Source organism: Sodalis sp. RH20, assembly GCF_047324205.1.
Lineage (GTDB): Bacteria > Pseudomonadota > Gammaproteobacteria > Enterobacterales > Enterobacteriaceae > Acerihabitans.
Genome location: NZ_CP178733.1, coordinates 4,098,867 through 4,121,191, shown reverse-complemented (window position 1 = coordinate 4,121,191; position 22,325 = coordinate 4,098,867). Strand labels below are relative to the sequence as shown.

17 protein-coding genes are annotated in these 22,325 nt (G+C 58.7%); 12 read left to right on the top strand and 5 right to left on the bottom strand.

The window, feature by feature from the left end; genetic code table 11:
* Position 1: 1 nt before the first annotated feature.
* On the top strand, positions 2 to 1,300 hold the full coding sequence (locus tag ACL2XM_RS18915) for a TRAP transporter large permease (RefSeq protein WP_410012377.1): 1,299 nt from the start codon (positions 2 to 4) through the stop codon (positions 1,298 to 1,300).
* 115 nt (positions 1,301 to 1,415) lie between these two features.
* A complete protein-coding gene (locus ACL2XM_RS18910; RefSeq protein ID WP_413731394.1) occupies positions 1,416 to 2,438 on the top strand; it encodes an isopenicillin N synthase family dioxygenase in 1,023 nt (340 codons plus the stop codon).
* Here ACL2XM_RS18910 and ACL2XM_RS18905 read toward each other — a convergent pair.
* Positions 2,433 to 3,584: a trans-sulfuration enzyme family protein gene (locus tag ACL2XM_RS18905; protein ID WP_410012375.1), complete on the bottom strand. Its 1,152-nt coding sequence runs from the start codon at positions 3,582 to 3,584 to the stop codon at positions 2,433 to 2,435. The two genes, ACL2XM_RS18910 and ACL2XM_RS18905, sit on opposite strands and share 6 nt — an antisense overlap.
* A gap of 55 nt (positions 3,585 to 3,639) precedes the next feature.
* Positions 3,640 to 5,013 (bottom strand): pyridoxal-phosphate dependent enzyme, encoded by a 1,374-nt coding sequence (locus ACL2XM_RS18900; RefSeq protein WP_410012374.1) that lies wholly within the window; start codon positions 5,011 to 5,013, stop codon positions 3,640 to 3,642.
* A 352-nt stretch (positions 5,014 to 5,365) separates the two neighbouring features.
* Between ACL2XM_RS18900 and ACL2XM_RS18895 the strand changes: the two genes are divergently transcribed.
* From ACL2XM_RS18895 to ACL2XM_RS18880, 4 genes are all read left to right on the top strand, one after another.
* Positions 5,366 to 5,575, top strand: a complete 210-nt coding sequence (locus ACL2XM_RS18895) for a hypothetical protein (protein WP_410012373.1) — start codon at positions 5,366 to 5,368, stop codon at positions 5,573 to 5,575.
* A gap of 439 nt (positions 5,576 to 6,014) precedes the next feature.
* Positions 6,015 to 6,932, top strand: coding sequence for a dihydrodipicolinate synthase family protein (locus tag ACL2XM_RS18890; RefSeq protein ID WP_410012372.1), 918 nt, complete (start codon positions 6,015 to 6,017; stop codon positions 6,930 to 6,932).
* 80 nt (positions 6,933 to 7,012) lie between these two features.
* Entirely contained in the window at positions 7,013 to 8,992 is a 1,980-nt protein-coding gene (locus ACL2XM_RS18885; protein WP_413721991.1) for a YjhG/YagF family D-xylonate dehydratase, read from the top strand.
* Between the two features lie 232 nt (positions 8,993 to 9,224).
* A complete protein-coding gene (locus ACL2XM_RS18880; RefSeq protein WP_413731392.1) occupies positions 9,225 to 10,571 on the top strand; it encodes a GntP family permease in 1,347 nt (448 codons plus the stop codon).
* 59 nt (positions 10,572 to 10,630) lie between these two features.
* Here ACL2XM_RS18880 and ACL2XM_RS18875 read toward each other — a convergent pair whose 3' ends face one another.
* A complete protein-coding gene (locus ACL2XM_RS18875; protein ID WP_410012369.1) occupies positions 10,631 to 11,395 on the bottom strand; it encodes an IclR family transcriptional regulator in 765 nt (254 codons plus the stop codon).
* Positions 11,396 to 11,619: 224 nt separating this feature from the next.
* Between ACL2XM_RS18875 and ACL2XM_RS18870 the strand changes: the two genes are divergently transcribed.
* The gene (locus tag ACL2XM_RS18870) at positions 11,620 to 12,996 is read left to right on the top strand and encodes a hypothetical protein (RefSeq protein ID WP_413727266.1); all 1,377 of its coding nucleotides are present in this window, start codon (positions 11,620 to 11,622) and stop codon (positions 12,994 to 12,996) included.
* 1 nt (position 12,997) lies between these two features.
* On the opposite strand, the gene ACL2XM_RS18865 is transcribed toward ACL2XM_RS18870, so the two are convergent.
* Positions 12,998 to 13,954, bottom strand: a complete 957-nt coding sequence (locus ACL2XM_RS18865; protein WP_410012367.1) for a sugar-binding transcriptional regulator — start codon at positions 13,952 to 13,954, stop codon at positions 12,998 to 13,000.
* Between the two features lie 186 nt (positions 13,955 to 14,140).
* Here ACL2XM_RS18865 and dalD point away from each other — a divergent pair, with 186 nt between their 5' ends.
* The 5 genes from dalD to ACL2XM_RS18840 all read left to right on the top strand — a co-directional run bounded on the left by dalD (position 14,141) and on the right by ACL2XM_RS18840 (position 20,660).
* Complete coding sequence (gene dalD / locus ACL2XM_RS18860; RefSeq protein ID WP_410012366.1) at positions 14,141 to 15,541, top strand: D-arabinitol 4-dehydrogenase; 1,401 nt, start codon at positions 14,141 to 14,143, stop codon at positions 15,539 to 15,541.
* Positions 15,542 to 15,572: 31 nt separating this feature from the next.
* Positions 15,573 to 17,042, top strand: a complete 1,470-nt coding sequence (gene xylB, locus ACL2XM_RS18855; protein WP_413731391.1) for a xylulokinase — start codon at positions 15,573 to 15,575, stop codon at positions 17,040 to 17,042.
* 118 nt (positions 17,043 to 17,160) lie between these two features.
* Positions 17,161 to 18,120 carry a substrate-binding domain-containing protein gene (locus ACL2XM_RS18850; protein WP_331122048.1) on the top strand — a complete coding sequence of 320 codons (960 nt, stop codon included), beginning with the start codon at positions 17,161 to 17,163 and terminating at the stop codon, positions 18,118 to 18,120.
* 46 nt (positions 18,121 to 18,166) lie between these two features.
* Positions 18,167 to 19,666 carry a sugar ABC transporter ATP-binding protein gene (locus ACL2XM_RS18845; protein WP_413731389.1) on the top strand — a complete coding sequence of 500 codons (1,500 nt, stop codon included), beginning with the start codon at positions 18,167 to 18,169 and terminating at the stop codon, positions 19,664 to 19,666.
* A 55-nt stretch (positions 19,667 to 19,721) separates the two neighbouring features.
* Positions 19,722 to 20,660: an ABC transporter permease gene (locus ACL2XM_RS18840; protein ID WP_410016644.1), complete on the top strand. Its 939-nt coding sequence runs from the start codon at positions 19,722 to 19,724 to the stop codon at positions 20,658 to 20,660.
* Between the two features lie 116 nt (positions 20,661 to 20,776).
* Here the strand turns inward: ACL2XM_RS18840 and ACL2XM_RS18835 are convergent, their stop codons facing one another.
* Positions 20,777 to 22,291 (bottom strand): FGGY-family carbohydrate kinase, encoded by a 1,515-nt coding sequence (locus tag ACL2XM_RS18835; protein ID WP_413731387.1) that lies wholly within the window; start codon positions 22,289 to 22,291, stop codon positions 20,777 to 20,779.
* Positions 22,292 to 22,325: the final 34 nt, after the last annotated feature.

Below are 22,325 nucleotides of genomic sequence, written 5' to 3'. Positions count from 1 at the left end.
TATGGATGCGTTAATCTTGATAGGCAGCCTGGTGGTGCTTCTCGCCCTCGGGTTTCCCGTGGCCTTTGCCGTGGGCTTAAGCGCTTTTATCGGCGCGTGGTGGATTGATTTACCGCTGGAGGCGATTGTTATCCAGCTGACCAACGGCATTAACAAGTTTTCCCTGCTGACGATTCCGTTCTTTATTCTGGCCGGCGCCATTATGGCCGAAGGGGGCATAGCGCGGCGAATGGTGAACTTCGCGTACATCTTCGTCGGCTTTATCCGCGGCGGCCTGTCGCTGGTGAATATTGTGGCGTCGACCTTTTTCGGCGCGATTTCCGGCTCGTCGCTGGCGGATACCGCCTCCATCGGCTCGGTAATGATCCCGCAAATGGAGGCGCAGGGCTATCCGCGCGATTTCGCCGCCGCGGTGACCGCCAGCGGCTCGGTGCAGGCGGTGTTAACCCCGCCCAGCCATAATTCGGTGATTTATTCGCTGGCCACCGGCGGCACCGTAACCATTTCCTCCATGTTTATGGCGGGTATCTTTCCCGGCTTATTGCTGGGACTGTGCCTGGTTATCATGTGTATCGGCTTTGCGCGCAAGCGCAATTATCCCAAAGGCGAACTGGTGCCGTTCCGCCAGGCGTTGAAAATATTTATCGATGCGTTCTGGGGCCTGTTCACCATCGTGATTATACTCGGCGGTATTCTTTCCGGCGTGTTCACCGCCGCTGAATCCGCGGCTATCGCCTGTATCTGGGCTTTTTTTGTCACCATGTTCATTTACCGCGAATTCAGGTGGCGCGATCTGCACCTGCTGCTGTTCCGCACCATTAAAACCGTCACTATCGTCATGGTGCTGATCGCCTTTGCCGCCGCCTTTGGTTCGGTGATGACCTTTATGCAGCTGCCGACGATTATTACCGACTTTTTCCTGAGCATTTCAGAAAACAAATACGTTATCCTGATGTGCATTAATATCATGCTGCTGATTGTCGGCTGCCTGATGGATATGGCGCCGCTGATATTAATCCTGACCCCGGTGCTACTGCCGGTCACCACCTCGCTGGGTATCGACCCGGTGCATTTCGGCATGATTATGCTGGTCAATCTCGGCATCGGCCTGATCACTCCGCCGGTGGGCACCGTGCTGTTTGTCGCCAGCGCGGTCAGCCAGCAGAAAATGGAGGCGGTGGTAAAGGCGATGCTGCCGTTTTACTGCGTGCTGTTTATCGTGCTGTTGATCATTACCTATGTGCCGATTATCTCGCTATGGCTGCCCGCGGTCACCGGGGTGTATAACGGCAACGGTTGAAGGGTGCGCCGCGATTTCTTAGCAGTACCGGCAATAACTTAGAACCGATCAGTATTGGGCGACGTTTTAAAGATGATGCATGTTGGGCTCTGAGGTATGAACAACGGAGCAGCCTATGAGTACGGCAGTAGCGGCATCTTTACCCTTGCTCGATCTTTCCCGGCTTGATGGCGGCCAGGCGGAGCGTACGGTCTTTTTAACCGAGCTGCGTCTCGCGGCGCGGGATATCGGTTTTTTCTACCTGGCCGGCCATGGCGTGGATGCGCAGTTGCTTGACCAGGTGCAGCGGCTGTCGCGTGAATTTTTTGCGCTGTCCGACGCGCAAAAACATGCGGTGGCGATGATCAACTCTCCCCATTTTCGCGGCTATAACCGCGCCGCGTCGGAATTGACCCGGGGACAACCCGACTGGCGCGAACAGTTCGATATTGGCGCCGAGCGCGCGCCGCTGCCGCAGACGGAGCGGACGCCAGCGTGGACCCGGTTGCAGGGGCCTAACCAGTGGCCGGCGGAACTGCCCGGGTTAAAACCGGCGCTGCTGCGCTGGCAGGCCGCGATGACCGCGATGTCCCTGCGCCTGCTGCGCGCCTTTGCCGAGGCGTTGTCGCTGCCGGCGGACGCGTTCGATCCCCTGTACGGCGATAAGCCCAATGAGCATATTAAGCTTATCCGTTATCCCGCCCGCAACCAGACCGGCAGCAGCCAGGGCGTCGGCGCCCATAAGGATTCCGGTTTTCTCAGTTTCCTGCTGCAGGATCGGCAAAAGGGCCTGCAGGTGGAAGTGGAAGAAGGTCATTGGACGGATGCCGCGCCGGTTGCCGGCACCTTTGTGGTCAATATCGGCGAACTGCTGGAACTGGCCACCAACGGCTACCTGCGCGCCACGGTGCACCGGGTGGTGTCGCCGCCCGCGGGCGCCGAACGCCTGTCCATCGCCTTTTTCCTTGGCGCCCGGCTGGACGCGGTGGTGCCGCTGTTTGAACTGCCGCCCGCGCTGGCCGCCCAGGCGCGCGGCCCCGCAAGCGATCCGCGCAATCCGCTGCTGCGCGACGTCGGCTGGAATTATCTGAAAGGACGGTTGCGCTCCCACCCCGATGTGGCGCAGCGCTATTACCCCGATATCCCGGCGTTATTATAACGCCGCCAGCCCGCGGGCCAGATCCGCCATCAAATCCCCGGCATCCTCAATGCCCACCGACAGCCGCACCAGCTGCGGCGTAATGCCGGTGGCCAGCCGTTGCTCCAGCGGAATGGACGCGTGGGTCATGGCGAAGGGCTGGCTTACCAGGCTTTCGACGCCGCCCAGGCTTTCGGCCAGAGTGAACAGGCTAAGCTGCCGGATAAAGCGATTGGCCGCCTGCGCATCGTCGCCGCGCAGGCGGATGGAAATCATGCCGCCCGCGCCGCGCATCTGGCGCCGCGCCAGCTCATGCTGCGGATGGCTCGCCAGGCCTGGGTAATAAACGTTCTCAATCTGCGGCTGCGTTTCCAGCCATGCGGCAATGCGCAACGCGCTTTCGCTGTGGCGGGCGATGCGCAGCGCCAGGGTGCGAATGCCGCGCAGGGTTAAAAAACTGCTGAACGGGTCGAGCACGCCGCCGATGGCGTTTTGCAAATAGGCCAGCCGCTCCGCCAGCGCGGGATTATCCCCCACCACCGCCAGCCCGGCCACCACGTCGGAATGGCCGTTAATGTATTTGGTCGCCGAATGCACCACGATATCGAACCCCAGCGTCAGCGGCTGCTGCAATACCGGCGAGGCAAAGGTGTTATCCGCCACGCTTATCAGGTTATGGCGGCGGGCGATAGCGGCAATCGCCGCCAGATCGGCAAGCTTAAGCAGCGGATTGGTGGGGGTCTCCACCCAAATCATCCGGGTATCGGGTTGAATGGCCCGCTCCAGCGCGTCCGCGTCCTGTGGCTTGACCCAGCTGACGCGCAGGCCGGCGGTGCGGGCGCGCACGTTTTCCAGCAGCCGGTAGGTGCCGCCGTACACATCGTCCACCGCCACGATATGGCTACCCTGATCCAGCAGTTCCAGCACCGTTGAGCAGGCCGCCAGCCCGGAGGCGAAGGCGAATCCCCGGGTGCCTTGCTCAAGCTGGGCGATGGCCTGTTCCAGCGCGTGGCGGGTGGGATTGCCGCTGCGCGAATATTCGTAGCCGCTGTGTTCGCCTGGCGCCGTTTGCGCAAAGGTGGAGGTGGCGTAAATCGGCGGCATTACCGCGCCGGTGGCGTCCGGGGTATAACCGCTGTGCACGGCAAGGGTGGCGATATGGGTCATGCTATTATCCTTATTATGATTATGGAGGTTGCGGTTGCGTCGGGTGTTCAGCACATCATGTTGAAGGCAGGCGGTTGCGCCACGTGTTCAGCACATCGGCGCGGGTGATGAGCCCCAGGAATTGCCCGCCATCCATTACCACCGCCACATGGCCTTGGGCGAAAGTACGCAATAGCGTCGCTTCGTCGGCTTCTTTCGCCAGGGTAATCACCTCCCGCGTCATGGCGGCGTCGACCGTCAGGGCGAACCGCCGGGCATCGGCCCGTACCTGGGTAAGAATATCCCATTCATCGATAAGCCCCACCAGCCGGCCGTTTTCCAGCACCGGCAGTTGTGAGATATCGTACAGGCGCATACGGGCGTGGGCTGTGGCCAGGGTATCCGCCGGCAGGGCGAACACGGTGGCGCCTTCATCGTGACGAAAAGCGATAAAATCGCGCAGATCGCCGGTAACCGGACGCGCCAGCAAACCCTGCTGGCGCAGCCAGTCGTCGTTGAACATTTTGGAGAGATATTTGTTGCCGCTGTCGCAGGCGAAGGTCACCACCCGTTTGGGCGTACGCTGCGCCCGGCAGTAGCGCAGCGCCGCCGTCAGCAGGGTGCCGGTGGACGACCCGGCCAGGATGCCCTCCTTATGCAACAGGGTACGGGCGGTGGCGAATGCCTCGCCGTCGGTAATGCGAAACGCCTGGCTCAGCCGCTCCACCTGGCTGAGCGGCGGCACAAAATCCTCGCCAATCCCCTCCACCAGCCAACTGCCGGCCTCGGGCGCGGTGCCGTGCTCCACCACATCCGCCAGGATTGACCCCGCCGGATCGGCGAGGATAAATTCGGTTTTGGGCGATACCTCGTCAAAAAAGCGCCTGAGTCCGCCCAGGGTGCCGCCGGAGCCGACACCGACCACGATGGCGTCGATATCCTGATCCATCTGCTGCCACAGTTCGGGCGCGGTGCCCTGGTAATGGGCCAGCGGGTTGGCGGGGTTGTTAAATTGATCGATATAAAAGGCGCCCGGGGTTTCCCCGGCCAGGCGACGGGCGTAGTCCTGATAATAATCGGGGTGTCCCTTACCCACGTCGGAGCGGGTCAGCAGCACTTTCGCCCCCAGCGCCCGCAGATGGAATATTTTCTCGCGGCTCATTTTATCCGGCACCACCAATATCAGGCTATAGCCTTTTTGCGCGGCCACCAGCGCCAGGCCCAGGCCGGTATTGCCGGCCGTGGCCTCGATAATGGTGCCGCCGGGGGCCAGGATGCCCTGGCGCTCCGCCTGCTCGATCATGGCGAGCGCCACGCGATCCTTGATCGATCCCGCCGGGTTTTGGTTTTCCAGCTTAAGAAACAGCCGGCAGATGCCGCTGTCCAGCCGCGTAAGTTCCAGCATCGGGGTATGGCCTATCAGATCGAGAACGGAATCAGGTAATGGCATGGGCAATGTCCTTTAACGTGCCGGGGATGATTTGCGTGGATAATAGAGCTGAATCAAGCCGGTGTTTAAAGAACAAATAACTACTTTATATGCCATAAAGTAATATATTGCTCTGTTTAGACGTCGGGATGTACGGCCGTATAGCGGTAAGGAAAGATAAAATAAAACCTCTTCCGCGCCGGCGCTGGGTCCGGCGACGGCGGGTATCGCGTTCCGGTGCCGGCCCTGCGGCCCAATAGGCAAAAAATGCGTTAGCTTAAACAAAATAAGTATAAGTTGACGCCATACTGAAACACCGGCGTGGTATGAACTATGATCTCCATATCCGGACAGGTGCAACGCGGGGGGAGATATGCGTAAGCCACGTAATGACGATCGCGCCATCATCGAGATGCTAGGCGATGATCAGGAATTCGCCGTGGAATTTTTACATATGGTGTATGGCGGGCTGGACGAGGAAGAAGAGGAAGAGCTTTTCCTGACGGCGCTGCATGGGCTGAAGGCGTCCGCCGGCGATAACGCCCAGGCGCCGGAAACAGCGCCGGGACGCCAGGGCGGTTAACCGGCCGGCACCGATATAACCCTGATAAACCGGGCCGAAACCCGTTCCCGGTGTAGATTTCTGCGCCCGGCATCGCCGCCATTGCGCCGCCGCCGCACGCCACGTTCGCCGCGCCGGTGGCGACGACGGTCCCACCTTTGCGCCCGTCCGGCGGCCATTTCCCCACCTGTTATTTCCCGCAAACGCTCCCGCGACGCAAGACCGGCCCGCCAGGATCAATCCGGCGGGTTTTTGTGATCCAAGATACAGAACGAACACGCATTCCCACGGTGGGTATTTACACCGCCAAAATGACGGTGCTAGTATCTCGTTAAGCATTATACAACCGTGTTCTATAATATAGAACAAATCCACTGACGATTGCCGGTAATGATCCTGATTTTTTGGCCGGTCCGCATAATGCGCCTTCCCACATTCCCGGTTGTAAAAGGTTACTATTATGATTGATAACAAGAAGTTTCGCGGGATTATTCCGCCGGTGTCCACCATCCTGACCCAGGAAGGTCAGCTTGATGAGGCGGGCATGGGCCTGACCATCGACCATCTGATCGCCGCCGGGGTCAACGGCCTGTTTTTCCTGGGGACCGGCGGCGAATTTTCGCAAATGTCGTGCGCCGAACGGCAGACCGTGGCCGAATTCGCCGTGCGCTATGTTAACCACCGGGTGCCGGTGCTGATTGGCACCGGCAGCACCAATACGCGCGAGGCCCTGACGCTGAGCCGCCATGCCCAGGCTATCGGCGCGGACGCCATCGTGGTGATCAATCCCTATTACTGGCATCTCACCGACGCCAACCTGTTGCGCTATTACGGCGACATCGCCGCAAGCGTCGATCTGCCGGTGATTTTATACAATTTCCCTTTCCTGACCGGGCAGGATCTGACGCCGGCCCTGGTCAAGCGCCTGGCCGATGCCCATGGCAATATCGTCGGCATCAAGGACACGATCGACTCCGTGGCCCATCTGCGTGAAATGATTATCACGCTGAAGGATGCCCATCCCGCTTTCTCGGTATTCTGCGGTTTTGACGATCATCTGCTTAATACCCTGTTGCTGGGCGGCGCCGGCGCGATTTCCGCCAGCGTCAATTTCGCCCCCCAGCTCTCCGTCGGCATTTATAACGCGGTACGCGCCGGCGATCTGGCCAGGGCCGCCGAATTAAACCAATCCTTGCTGATGCTGCCCGCGCTGTATGCCATCGACAGCCCGTTCGTCAATGTGGTCAAGGAGGCGATGCGGGTATGCGGACTGGCGGTATCCGATTATGTACTGCCGCCGGCGCAGCCGCTGGATAGCGCGGGCAAAGCGGCCGTCAGGCGGGTACTGCAACGGGCCGGCGTCATTAACCAACAATGATGCGCCGCAACGTTAATGTCGCCGCTACGCGGTATGTTGAATCACAGAGAATGAAGTCATAGCAGCAGGTGAGTAATATTATGTCTATCAATACTATTTTCACTGATGTCGATGCGTCGATATATGATATCCAGACGCACGCGGAAGGGCCCAGGGGGTCGCTGCCGCTGACGCCGGAAATGCTGATGGATTCCCCCAGCGGCAACATTTTCGGCCTGACCCTGAATGCCGGCATGGGCTGGGATCCTAATAAGCTATTGGGTACCGAAGTACTGATCCTGGGTACCCAGGGCGGGATTCGCGATCATGACGGCGCGCCCATCGCCCTGGGTTACCATACCGGCCATTGGGAAATCGGCCTGCAAATGAAAGCCGCGGCGGAGGAAATCAGCCGGCACGGCGGCGTTCCTTTCGCCGGTTACGTCAGCGACCCTTGTGACGGACGCTCCCAGGGTACCACCGGCATGTTTGATTCCTTGCCCTATCGCAACGACGCGGCCGTGGTATTCCGGCGCCTGATCCGCTCCCTGCCGACGCGCAAGGCGGTCATAGGCGTGGCGACCTGCGACAAAGGGCTGCCGGCGATGATGATCGCCCTGGCGGCGATGCACGACCTGCCGACGATTATCGTGCCCGGCGGCGCGACGCTGCCGCCCACCCAGGGTGAGGATGCGGGCAAGGTGCAAACCATCGGCGCCCGTTTCGCCAACCATGAGCTTACCCTTGAGGAAGCGGCGGAGCTGGGTTGCCGGGCCTGCGCATCACCCGGCGGCGGCTGCCAGTTCCTCGGCACCGCCGGCACTTCCCAGGTAGTGGCGGAAGGGCTGGGCCTGGCGTTGCCGCATTCGGCGCTGGCGCCGTCCGGCCAGGCCGTCTGGTTTGAAATTGCCCGCCAATCGGCCCGCGCCGCGCTGGTGATGGGGCGCAAGGGACTCGCCACCAAGGATATCATCACCGATAAAGCCATAGAAAACGCCATGGTCATCCATGCGGCTTTTGGCGGTTCGACCAACCTGCTGCTGCATATTCCCGCCATCGCGCACGCCGCCGGATGCCATATCCCCACCGTGGACGAATGGGCGGCGATAAACCGCCGCGTGCCCAGGCTGGTGAGCGTGTTGCCCAACGGCCCGGTATATCACCCCACGGTAAGGGCGTTCCTCGCCGGCGGCGTTCCCGAGGTGATGCTGCATCTGCGCCGGCTGGGTTTGCTGCATGAGGATGCGCTGACCGTGACCGGCGAAACCCTGGGCGCCAATCTGGACTGGTGGGAGGCGTCGCCGCGGCGCGCACTGTTCCGCGAACGTTTACAACAGCTTGACGGCGTGCATCCGGATGAGGTAATCATGTCGCCGCGCCAGGCAAAGGAACGCGGCCTGACCTCGACCATTACCTTCCCCACCGGTAATATCGCCCCCGAGGGGTCGGTCATCAAATCTACCGCCATCGACCCCTCGGTGGTCGGCGCCGACGGCGTTTACCGCCATACCGGCAAAGCCCGGGTATTTACCGCCGAGTCCGACGCCATCAAGGCCATCAAGCAGGGTCATATCCACGCCGGCGACATGATGGTGGTGATCGGCGGCGGCCCGTCGGGCACCGGCATGGAGGAGACCTATCAGTTAACCTCCGCGTTAAAGCACCTCTCCTACGGCAAGCATGTTTCCCTGCTGACGGATGCGCGTTTCTCCGGGGTATCCACCGGCGCCTGCGTCGGTCATATCGGGCCCGAAGCGCTGGTGGGCGGCCCGATAGGCAAACTGCGCGACGGCGATATCATTGAAATGATCGTCGACCGCGACCGGCTGGTGGGATCGATTAATTTTATCGGCACCGATTCCGCCGCGCTGTCCCCCGGCGAAGGCGCCGCGGTATTGGCGCAGCGTCCCAGCCACCCCGGGCTGCGCCCGCATCCCCAATTGCCCGACGACACCCGGCTCTGGGCGGCGCTCCAGGCGGTCAGCGGTGGAACCTGGCGCGGCTGCGTCTACGACGCCGACCGTATTATCGCGGTGCTCGATGCGGGCGTGAAAGCCCTGGCGGAAAAAACGCATAATTAAATTACTATTCAGATCTATAACGACGAAGCTATTAATAGCTCACTGATATGAAGTGGCAATCTTATTAACAGGATTGCCGCCTCTTTTTTCATATTGTTGTCATGATAGAACATATCTCTGCGCTGACTATAGCTCCAGTGATAATAACCGCAGCCTTATTTCTCTATATAAGGTTGGCGAAAGCGTGTGTCTTTTTTATTAATTGATAACACAATAAAACCGGAGTGAGAGAATGCCTTTAATTATTGTTTCTTTGGGAATAGTAACCCTCTTATTTTTAATCATGAAGTGTAAGCTTAATACTTTTGTTTCGCTGATTATTGTTTCATTCGGCGTGGCGTTGGCATTGGGCATACCGCTGAATAACGTGGTGAAATCCATCGAAGGCGGCCTGGGCGGCACGCTCGGTCATATCGCGCTGATATTCGGTATCGGCGCCATGCTGGGACGCCTTATTGCCGATGCCGGCGGCGCCCAGCGCATCGCCATTACCCTTATCGGCAAATTTGGCGAGAAAAATATCGAATGGGCGGTGATGGTCGCGTCTTTTATCGTTGGCATCGCGCTGTTTTTTGAAGTGGGCCTGGTCTTGCTGATCCCGATAATCTTCACCATCGCCAAACAGCTGAAGGTGTCAATCCTGCATCTGGGGATTCCCATGGCCTCGGCGCTGCTGGTGACCCACGGCTTTTTACCGCCGCATCCGGGGCCGACGATGATCGCCGGGGAATATGGCGCCGATATCGGTTCAGTGCTGCTGTACGGCATTATTGTCGGCACGCCGACGGTGATCCTGGCCGGTCCGGTTTATAATAAACTGGCCAAAAAAATCGTGCCTGAGGGGTTTAACAAAATCGGCAATATCGATTCCCTTGGCGAATCAAAGCTGTTCAGGCTTGAGGATACCCCCGGTTTCGCCATCAGTATGCTGACCGCCATGCTGCCGGTGATATTGATGTCGTTAGCGACCATTATTACCATGATCCAGCAGGAAACGGGGCTGGCCGATAATACCGCGCTGGCCATTATCCGCCTGCTGGGCAACGCTTCTGTCGCCATGCTGCTTTCCCTGCTGTTCGCCATCTACAGCATGGGGCTGGCGCGCGATATCCCCATCAAAAACCTTATGGCCTCCTGTGGCTCGGCGGTGACCAGCATCGGCATGATGCTGCTGATTATCGGCGGCGGCGGGGCGTTTAAACAGGTGCTGATCGATGGCGGCGTCGGGCACTATGTGGCCGATTTATTCACCGGCACCGCCGCCTCGCCGATTATCCTGGCCTGGGTGGTCGCCGCGATCCTGCGTATTTCGCTGGGTTCCTCCACCGTGGCCGCTATCTCGACGGCGGGGCTGGTCATACCCACCCTGGCGCACAGCGATGCCAACCTGGCGCTGGTGACGCTGGCCACCGGCGCCGGCAGCGCCATCGCCTCGCATGTCAACGACGCCGGTTTTTGGATGATCAAGGAATACTTCGGCCTGACCATGAAAGAGACATTCGCCACCTGGACGGTACTGTCCACCATAGTCTCGGTGGCCGGGTTGGGGTTTATCTTATTACTGAGCCTGGTGGTATAACCCCCGGCGAGTGATGAATGACGATCTTGATGCCGGGAGCGCGGTAACCCTTGTCGCCGTCAGTTCCCGGCCGTATATCCTAATTGCTGTGATAATTCCTGCCCGGCCTGTTTTAATAATTGGATATAGTCATCGAATTCGTTATCACTGACGCGGGAAATTAAGGTAGAGATACTGATGGCGGCGATAACCTTGCGTTCAACATTCCATATCGGCACGGAAATACATCTTACTCCCTGTTCATTTTCCTGGTTATCGAGGGCATATCCCCGGCTGCGCACCTCGGCCAGTTCCGCTAAAAACCGGCCTTCATCGGTAATGGATTGCGGCGTTTGCCGGGTATAGTCGTAATTCTCCAGCAACGCCTGGATATCCGCCGGTTTAAGAAAGGATAACAGCACTTTGCCGATGGCTGTGGCATGCACCGGCAGCCTGCGCCCGATGCGGGAATAAGAAATTACCGCCATCTTCCCTTCCACTTTATCGATATACACGCCTTCTTTACCGTCAAGAATACCCAAATGCGTGGTCTGGCCGGTTTTAATCGATAATTCAAGCAGGAAACTTCTGGCTTTTTGCCGGATATCAATGGAATTGACCACCAGGTTTCCCCGTTCGACCAATTTCATGCCCAGACGGTATTTGCCGTTTTCATGATTTTGATCGATATAACCCTGCACCTGCAGGGTTTTAAGCAAGGAGTGCAGGGTGCTTTTGTGCAGGCCCATTTTATTGCTGATTTCGGTGATTTTTAGTTCGGTGTCGTGTTCATCGAACAGGTCCAGAATATGCAGGGCTCGTTCAACGGATTGGATGATTGGCATGGCTGACCGCTTGGGAAAAGAATGATACATGTTATGGGCTTGACGGTACTACGTCCGGTCGGGAAAATCAATTTAACCCCATCCGCCGCGCGACGCGTCCGTTTATCGTCTTATGCGATCGCGAACACGGATTTTAAAAAAATAATTTCAAAATCATCTAAATTTGAAAGTTTTTTTGGCGGACGGTCGCTACCTTGTGGCGGTAAATCAGGGGAGAATTCGTTATGACGACAAACATCACTAACAACTCTTTTTACCGTCCCGAGGATAATAATGCGTTCAACACAGGCGTGAACAGAATGTCGGGCGCGCTGCGGTTAGATGATCGCAGCGAAGGAGCGTATGAACAGCCGGGCGTGCCGCAACATATCATCAAAGTCAGTAACCGGCCGGCGGGAAGCCCGTTAGCACCAAACGGCCATCGTGCGTCTGGATTCCTTCCTTTGCCGGTTCAGCCTATCAATCCGGGTGTTGCGGCAGCGCGCGCCGCGGCGGGTTCTTCCATGGCGGTAGCCCCCGGCACCGCACACAAGACCACCGCTATAAAGGCCATACCCGCTAACGCCGAAACCACGGCAAGCCAGCGCATTAAGATGTTCATTAAGTCGTTATTTACGGCTAAAAATATTAACAAGGCCATCAGAGTGGTGGGCGTGGCCATGACCGCTGCCGCGCTATTCTCCGCCGTGGCGACCTTAGTCGGTGTGGCGGGGGGACCTTTGCTTATCGTCGTCGCGGTAGGTTTTGCCATTGGCGCGCTGGTGAGTTTAACGGCCAAGGGTTTATCCCGCGCTTTCGCCAAGGCTGCGGTTCATGTGGTCAAAAATAAATCCGCCGAAACCCAGGCCAAAACCGGCGGCGCGGTGGCTCTGATGTCGGCATTTGGCCACAATGCCAGCACCCGTGGAATGCAAACCGCCGCCTACGTTGGCGGCATAGCCGGTTATTGCTGCGCCACAATCGGGAAACCTGAACTGACCAAGGTTTTGTTGGCGCCCATTGGCAAAGCCGTTGGCGTAATGGATACGATGATGTGTGGAACGGCTAATGTGGCTAAACAATGGGGCGCGGCCGTAGGCACCGCCGTGGCGGGCTGTTTGGCATGGTACAGTGATTTGGCGGAGCACGAACTTGGCAAAGTTGCCGATGGCGCCGCGTCTGGCAGCCAAACCGGGGCGTCAGTTGGCCGTTTAATCGATGATTTTATTTTTTCTCCCCTCGGGCTGGGTTTGATTCGCAATATACAAAATCAGTATATCAACACCGCTAAATCCTGGTATTTATTACCCTGGACATCGGAAGAACCCGCGGCCGGTCCCGCGGAATGGCTGGCGGCGATATCCGGGGGCACCCTGGGCGGCGTGACGCAGGTGGCCGATATTTACACCGGGGGGGAAATAACCCGCATAGGCCAGGCGGCCGATACCGCCCGGCGCACCGTATCCTTTGGCAAACTGCTGCGCGCGGCGGGTAATGCGCGGGATATACGGCCCGGCGGGACCCTCAACGCCTTGCATACCGCCTGGCAAACCGTTTCCTTCGGCAAGATGGTAAGCGCGGTAGGTAATTATTTCGAACTGCGTATTCCGCATCCGGCCTGAATCACGCCTCGGCGGCGGCCAGCAGTTTTACGGCGGTATCCTCATCCGTTACCAGGCCGTTAATCCAGCCGCCGCTGAGCACCGCCTGGATAGCCTGGAACTTTTCCCGGCCGCCGGCAAAGGCGATCACCGGTTTTTCGGGGCGTGTCTGGATAGCGACGCTGGTCAGGCGATCGTCCATTTCGCTTGCCACCCGCTGGCCGTTTGCGCCGATAAAATGGCCGACGATTTCCGCCACTACGCCCGCCTGCGTCAGCCGGTTGACTTCGTCGGTGGTGATAAAACCATCCTTATGCAACGGGCAAAGGTAGTTCATCTGGCCGATGCCGATAAAGGTGACATCCGCCTGCGCCGCCTTATCGGTCACCATGCGGTAGATACGGTGATTACACCACAGCTCTTTATCCGTCAGGTTATCGGCGAACAGCGGCGCCGGCAGGATAAAATATTTACCCTGGGTTTTTTCCGCCATCCATAACGGCACATCGTAACGGGTACAGGAGCCGTCGGAGGCGATGGCGCCGATAAGCGATACGCAGCTATGCTGCGGGCGATCGATGGGCGCCATTTCGTTAATGGTGGCGCGCAGCGCCCGGCCGGAGCCGACGGCGATGGTCCTGGGCTGCGGCTGATCGAGAAACTGCATCATCACCTCCGCGCCGGCCACCGCGATCATGCTGTTAATACTGCCGGTATCCATGCCTCCCGACGGCACCACCAGGCATACCGACAGGCCAAAACACCGGGCCAGCCGTTGGGAAAGCGCCGTGCATTCAGCCACCGGATGGGTGATATTCACCCTGACCAGGCCATTTTCCGACGCCAGCGCCACCAGGCGCTGCGCCGCCTGGCGCGACACCCCCAGCACATCGGCGATTTCATGCTGTGTTTTGCCCGCCACGTAATACATCCAGGCGGCCCGGGCGGCCTGATCCAATTTCCTGTCGATTTTACCCATTGATCATACTCAGCTTTTAGCAGTGGTGGAACTATACCCATCATTTATGGAGGGCGTAAATCGATCATGTGCGAACTGTGAGCTAAAGCTCATTTGATGGGCTATTATTCGATTAAGCTCTCCATCTAGGCAATTACTCATTTTGTGAGCTTATGCTCATCTCCCTTTCGCGAGGTACTATACATTATGACCACTTCACAACACTTTACCTGGATGCACATCGGCGCCGGTTCTTTCCACCGCGCGCACCAAGCCTGGTATCTGCACCGTCTGCTGATGCAGGGCGACGGACGCTGGTCGATTGCGCTGGGTAATATCCGCGACGACGCCAACCCACTGCTGGATATCCTGGCGGCACAGAAAGGGGAATATGCACTGGAAACCGTGACGCCCGCCGGGGAGCGCAGCTATGAAAAAATCACCTCCATCCGCAAAATCATCCCCTGGGACGAGCAACTGTCGGCGCTGGTCGGGCAGGGCGCGAGCGCCGATACCCGGGTTATCTCCTTTACCGTGACCGAAGGCGGTTATTACCTGGATACCCATTTTAAACTCGACCAATCCAACGCGGATCTGCAGGCCGACCTGAAGGGCGGCGCGCGCACGATTTACGGCACCATCGCGCGCATCCTGCAAACCCGCCGCAGCCAGGACACCGGCGGCGTCACCCTGCTCAGCTGCGACAATGTGCGCCATAACGGCGAACGGTTCCGTGACGGCCTGACCGAATTCCTGACCCTGCGCGGCGAGCAGGATCTGCTGGCCTGGTTCCAGGCCAATACTACCACGCCGAACACTATGGTTGATCGCATCACGCCCCGTCCGTCCGCTGATATTGCCGGCCGGGTCAAGGAAAATCTGGGCATGGACGACCGCGCGCCGGTGATGGGCGAGTCTTTCATCCAATGGGTGGTGGAAGACCATTTTATCGCCGGACGTCCGGCGCTGGAAAATGTCGGCGTCGAAATGGTGGATTCCGTGGTGCCTTATGAAGAAGCGAAAATCCGCATCCTCAACGCCAGCCACAGCTGCATTGCCTGGGCGGGCACGCTTATCGGCCAGTCTTATATCCATGAAAGTACCGGCACCGCGGATATCCGCCGCATGGCCTACGACTATGTCACTCAGGACGTGATCCCCTCGCTGACGCCAAGCCCGCTGGACCTGGCGCAATACCGCGATGTGGTGCTGGACCGCTTTAGCAATCCCTATATCCGCGACACCAATCAACGGGTCGCCGCCGATGGCTTCTCCAAGATCCCGGGCATGATCACCCCGACCCTGATTGAATGTTACCGCCGGGGACAGCCGCCCAAGGCCACGGCCGTGCTGCCGGCGCTGTTTTTTATCTTCATGCGCCGCTGGCATGACGGCGAACTGCCTTACGACTACCAGGACGGCATCCTGGACGCGGCGGCCACCCACGCCATGTTCAGCGCGGCCGACCCCGTCGCGCTCTTTGCCCGCGACGCCAAACTGTTCGGGCCGCTGGCCACCGACCAGGATTTTGAAAAATTACTGCGCGAGACCATCACCCGGCTTGACGCCTGGGCGCTGGCCAAGGCCCCGAAGGTCGCCGCTCAGTAACCGCATCAGCCAATAACGAAGGGGAGCGAATATGTATCTCGGTCTTGATTTAGGCACCTCGGAAATCAAAGTAGTGATTATCGATGACAAGGGACAACTGGTCGCCAGTGAAGGCGAACCGCTGACGGTGCAGCGCCCGCATCCGCAGTGGTCCGAGCAGGATCCCGCGCAGTGGTGGGCGGCCACCAACCGCGCCGTCGGCCGCCTGCGCGCGCGGCATACCGATCTTTGGGCGGGGATTCGCGCCATCGGCCTTTCCGGCCAGATGCATGGCGCGGTATTGCTCGACGCCCGGGATAACGTGCTGCGCCCGGCCATTCTCTGGAATGACACCCGCAGCGCGCAGGAGTGCGAACAGCTTACCCGGCTGGCGCCGGAGCTGCATCAAATAGCCGGTAACCTGGCGATGCCGGGGTTTACCGCGCCTAAGCTGCTGTGGGTGGCGAAACATGAGCCGGAGATCTTTGCCCGCGTCAAGACCGTACTGTTACCCAAAGATTACCTGCGCCTGATGATGAGCGGTGAAAAAGTGTCGGATATGTCCGACGCGGCGGGCACGCTGTGGCTGGATGTGGCGAAACGCGACTGGTCGGATTCCTTGCTCGGCGCCTGCGGCCTGACCCGGGATCATATGCCGGCGCTGGTGGAAGGCTCCGCGCCGTCCGCCACCCTGAAGGCGGATGTCGCCCGGGAATGGGGCCTGCCGCCATCGGTGGTGATAGCCGGCGGCGGCGGCGACAATGCGGCCAGCGCCGTGGGCATCGGCGCGGTGAATACCGGCGATGCGTTTATCTCACTCGGCACCTCCGGAGTGATCTTTGCCGTTAACGAATGTTTCCGCCCCAACCCGCAGTCGGCGGTGCATGCGTTTTGCCATGCCCTGCCGGGCCGCTGGCATCAGATGAGCGTCATGCTCACCGCCGCCAGCGCGCTGCGGTGGTTATGCCAGATTCTGCATACCGACGAACCCACCCTGCTGGCGGAGGTGGCCGCGTTGAGTCTTGAGGAACAGCGGCGGGCGCCGATCTTCCTGCCTTATCTTTCCGGCGAGCGTACCCCGCATAACGATCCCGTCGCCAGCGGATCGTTCCATGGCTTGACGCATTCCACGGAGCGCGCATCGCTGGGCTACGCGGTGCTGGAAGGCGTGGCGTTCGGTCTCGACGACGGCCTGGCGGTAATGAAACAGGCCGGCAGCCATATCGAACAATTTTCGCTGATAGGCGGCGGCGCCCGCAGCCCGTGGTGGGCGCAGCTGATAGCCGACGTGGTGGCCGTCCCGGTGGTAACCCATCGCGACGGCGCGGCCGGCGGCGCGCTTGGCGCGGCCAGGCTGGGCTGGCTGGCGGCGGGCGGCAACGAGGCGGACGTGTGCCGCAAACCGGCAATCCATACCCGTTTCACCGCCGGGACCGACCGCACCGAACAGCTGCAACACCGATTGGCGCTCTACCGGCTGTTCTATCGCCAGCAGGTGAACGCCAGGAAACTGGCGCTATGATCCCGGCCCGCCGGATCGGGCGCCGTATCCGGCGGGCCGCCCCCATTCACGCACGCTGAACAGAACAATAAAGACGTTACCTCTACCCTAACGTAAACAAACAGAAGGAAGGATATCGATGAAAAAAGTATTAGCGGGTCTTTTGCTGGCCGTGGCCTCGGTGGCGATATCGGCCCATGCCGAAGATAAAATCAAAGTCGGTTTTGCCAACCGAACCCTCAATGGTGCCTTTTTCAACGGCCTGACCGAGTATATGAAAATCCATGCCAAGGAACGGGGCTATGATTTGATCACCACCGATGCGCGCGGGGATTTGAACAAGCAGATTTCCGATGTCGAGGATATGATTTCCCAAGGCATTAATTATCTGGTGCTCAATCCGCAGGATCCCGAAGCCGGCATGCGTATTACGCAAATCGCTAAACGCGCGGGTATTCCTACCGTTATCCTCGACAGCGATATTTCACTGGATGCGCCGGTGATCACCCGCGTGCAGGCCAATAACGCCAAGAACAATATCGCCATCGGGGAATTCGCGGTCGATCAGTTTGGCAATAAGCCGATGAACTGCGTCATTATCAGCGGCAACCAGGGCAACCTGGTGGGTGAAGCCAGGCGCACCAATTTTATTCGCGGCGTGATGGAAGCGCAGTTGCGTAAATATAACCAAACCAACCTGACCATTGTCAGCCAGGGCTGGGGCAACTGGGATCAACAGGGCGGCCTGAAAGCCATGGAAGACATCATTGTCGCCCAGGGCAATAAGATCAACTGCGTCTACAGCGAAATGGACGATATGGCCCTGGGCGCCATTTTGTCGCTAAAAGGCGCCAATAAACTCCAGGACGTAAAAGTGTTTGCCCACGACGGCTATAAAAAAGGCCTGGAAGCCATTGAACGCGGCGACCTGCAGGCGACGGCGGCCAATAACCCCAATACGCTGACCAATACCGTGCTGGATGTTATCGCCAAATACCAGGCGGGCAATAAAGACTTCCCGGATTATGTTTACACCCCCACCGTGCTCATTACCAAAGATAACGTGAAACAAGTCTACGATGCTAAATCGCTTTTCTAACGTCTCCCCCCCCTTGCCACAAGGGGGGCTGATATGAGGTATGTTCATGGACCAGTATGCAGTCGTTATCGAAAAGGTTAAAAAAAGCTTTGGCGGAGTCCATGCGCTAAAGAGTATTGATTTGAAGGTGAAGAAAGGAAGCATCCACGCCATCGTCGGTGAAAACGGCGCGGGTAAATCGACGCTGATGAAAATCCTCTCCGGTATCTACGTCAAGGATAGCGGCACCATCTATATCAACGGTAAAGAGGTGCATTTCACCACGCCAAAACAAAGCCGGGAAAATAATATCGGCATTATCTACCAGGAACTGGCGCTGGCGCCGGATCTGACCGTGGCGGAAAATATTTTCCTCGGCGACCTGGGGTTCGGTGGCCAACTGGTGAACTGGAAGAAAATGAACCAGAAAGCCGGCCGGGTATTATCCAACCTGGGTTTCCATATACCGCCCACCGCGCGCCTGGGCACGCTGAGCGTCGCCTACCAGCAGATGGTGGAAATTGCCAAATCGCTGGCCCGGGACGTCAAGATATTGATTCTTGATGAACCCTCGGCGGTATTGTCGAACCGGGAAATCGATATTTTATTCAGCCAGCTGAAATTACTGAAAGGGCAGGGAGTCACCATTTTGTACATCTCCCATCGCCTGGATGAAATATTCGCCATCGCCGACGCCATTACGGTTATCAAGGATGGCGAGACGGTGACCGATCTGGACCCCAAGACCTGCACGGAAGACGACATCATTTCCAGCATGGTGGGGCGTAAATTTGAAAACCTGTATCCGACCAAAAATATTCCCCAGGACGAAACGGTGCTGGAGGTGTACGGCATGTCCACCAAATCGCTGTTAAAGGATATCAGCCTGACCGCCAGGAAAGGGGAAATCGTCGGGCTGGCGGGACTGGTCGGATCCGGGCGCACGGAAATTTCCCGCTGCCTGTTCGGCCTGGACCGCATGACCAAGGGCCGGATTGTGAAAAACGGCAAGGAAATCACCATTCGCCACCCGGCCGACGCCATGCGCCAGGGCATCGGCCTGGTGCCGGAAAGCCGCAAAGAGCAGGGCGCGATTTTAACCCGTCCGATTCGGGAAAATATGACGTTATCCAGTCTGAAACGCGTTTGTTATAGGTTTGGTATTATTAATTATCGCAGTGAGCGGGCGTTCAGCGAACAGTCGCGGCAACGGCTGGCGATTAAGCTGGGCTCCGTCGAGGACCCGATATCCAGCCTGAGCGGCGGCAATCAGCAAAAGGTGGTTATCGCCAAATGGCTGGCCACGGAATGCGATCTGCTGATCCTGGATGAGCCCACGCGCGGCGTCGACGTCGGCGCCAAGGTGGAAATTTACAACGTCATCCATGAACTGGCCGAGAAAGGCTACGCCATTATCGTTATCTCGTCGGAAATGATCGAGGTTATCTCCCTCTCCCACCGGGTGTATGTGATGAGCGAGGGATCGATAACCAAAGAGTTGCAGGGCTCCCAGATTACCGAGGAAAACATCATGAGATTCGCCATACCTAAACGTGCTTTAGTGTAGATGAGGAAAAATTATGGAAACGGTAAACAATCCCACTAAAACGACGGGCTTTGCCATGCGAGCCAAAGTACTGAAATTTTTCGCCAACAACTCCACGCTACTGGTATTTTTCGTGATGTTGATTGTGGCCAATTTTTTATCCGATCGCTTTTACAGCCCGGAAAATATTACCAATGTGCTAAGGCAAAGCGTGCCGCTGGGCCTGGCGGCCATCGGCATGCTGTTTGTTATCCTCACCGGCGGCATTGATTTATCGGTGGGGTCGATCATGGCCCTGGTATCGGTGGCCGTCGCGCTGCTGATCCCGGAAATCGGCGTGATGCCGGCCATCGTGGCGGGCGCGGGCATCGCCACGCTGGTGGGGGCCGCCGCCGGCTGCCTGGTGACCTTTTTTAATATCGCCCCCTTTATCGCCACGCTCGCCATGATGACCATTGCGCGCGGCCTGGCGCTGATTGCCGCCAAGGGGCAGCCGATTTTCATCGACGATGTGTCTTATGTGAATTTCGGCACCGGCTATTTATTGGGACTGCCCCTGCCGGTCTATGTCTTTATCGCATTTGCCATCATTGCCCATTTTGTCTATCAGTACACCGTGTTCGGCCGGCTGGTGATTTCCATCGGGTCCAACGAAACGGCCACCCGTTTCGCCGGTGTGCGGGTCGACTGGTATAAATTTGCCGTCTATGCCCTAAGCGGACTGGCCTGCGGCCTGGCGGGCGTGCTGGCCTCCACCCGTACCGGCGTGGGTTCGCCGGTGATGTCCATCGGCTTCGAACTGGATGTGATCGCGGCGGTGGTGGTGGGCGGCGCCAGCCTGGCGGGTGGCCGCGGCACGGTGGTCAATACCATTATCGGCGTGCTGATTCTCAGTATCATCTCCAATCTGATGAATTTAATGAATATCTCCGGCTATAACCAACAGGTGGTCAAAGGCGCCATCATTATCATCGCGGTGATGCTGGAAAGCTTTAAATCCCGGGCGCGGGCGTAAAGCCACGGCGGCGGGAAGAGCGGCCAAACCGATCGGGGCATGTGGTTTTGGTGGGCAAACCAGCGCTGGGTGCGGGCGTATGCAACGAGCGTGCATACGCCCGTTTTCGCCTAAAATTAACGCGTCTGCGCAGCGTCGGTCAAGGGGCGGCACTGCTGATAAAGCTCGCGAAAACGCGGGTACAGTTGGTGGTAAAAATCCCGTGCCGCGGCACTGGGCCGGATGACCTCGCCGAAACGCACAAACCGGCTGGCGCCGTTCCAGTCGTCGCTTAGACCCGCTCCAATGGCGGCGGTCCAGGCGGCGCCCAGGCAAGAGCCGGGATGTCCCTCCAGGCGCTGCAACGGCTCACCGAGCACGTCGGCGACAATTTGCATCCACAACCGGCTGCCGGAACCGCCGTCGGAAACGATATAACGACGGGTGGGATACCCGATATCATGTAGCGTGTCGATATGGTGCCTGATGGCAAAGGCGTAGGCTTCCAATAACGCGCGCCAGATATGACCCGCGTCGTGGGACAGCGTCAGGCCGAACAATACGCCGCGCGCCGCCGGATCATGCAGCGGCGTCTTTTCGCCCAGGAAATAGGGCAGGCATATCACCCCGCCGGCCCCCGGCGGTTTCTGTTGCGCCAGGCTATCGATATATTGATGCAGTGAAAGGCCGGCCTGCGCCGCCGCCGGCCGGTGCTGGCCGGCAAAATTTTCCGCAAACCAGTTTAGTCCCGAGCCGCCGGTGGACATACAGCCGTTCGGCATATACATACCCGGCACCAGATGATAATCAAGAAAAAGGCGCGCATCCGGATTGACCGTGGCGGTGGCGGTCAATATATCCACCGACCCGCCGAATTTCAGCAACACGTCGCCCTCCCGGGTGACGCCCGCGCCCAGCGCGGAGGCAATAAAATCCGCCGCGCCGCCGATAACCGGCGTGCCCGCCGCCAGGCCGGTGGACTTAGTCGCCGCCGGCGATACCCTGCCCAGGATGTCATGGGATCGTACCAGGCGCGGCACCGCCAATCTTGGCAGATGGGCAAGGGCAATCTGTTCGTCGTCAAGCCTATGGGAGGCGATATCGATAAAACCCGCTTCCAGCGCCCAGTTCTGCTCGATGGCCTTTTCGCCGGTCAGCCGCCAGTTGATGAAGTCATAGGAGCCGAATACCGTGGCGATCCGTTGATAGATCGCGGGTTCATGGCGTTCGATCCAGCGGATCTTGGCGGCGACCAACTGCTGGTTGATGCCGTTGCCGCTACGGCGGATAAACGCCTGCTCATCCTGTTCGGCGCGAAGTTCTGCCACTTCCCGACCGCAACGGCCGTCGCTTTGCTGGATGCTGGGGCGCAATAGCCGACCCTCTCCATCCAGTAGCACCACGGCCGGTAACATGCCGGTGATGCCGATGCAGGCGATATCGGTGTTGGTTATGCCGCTACTCTCCAGCAGCTCGCGGCAAATTTCGCCGACGTTGCGCCACCATTGTTCAGGATCCTCCTCGGCCCATCCCGGCTGCGGCGAGGAGAGCCGCACCGGACGGGAAACCAAGCCCAATACGTCATCCGGGAGCCGGATCAGCATGCCGATGGTGGACGTGGTGCCTATATCAATACCCAGTAAGCAGTTCATGCGCCCTCCCGTCAGGCCGCCGTCGCGATGTCAG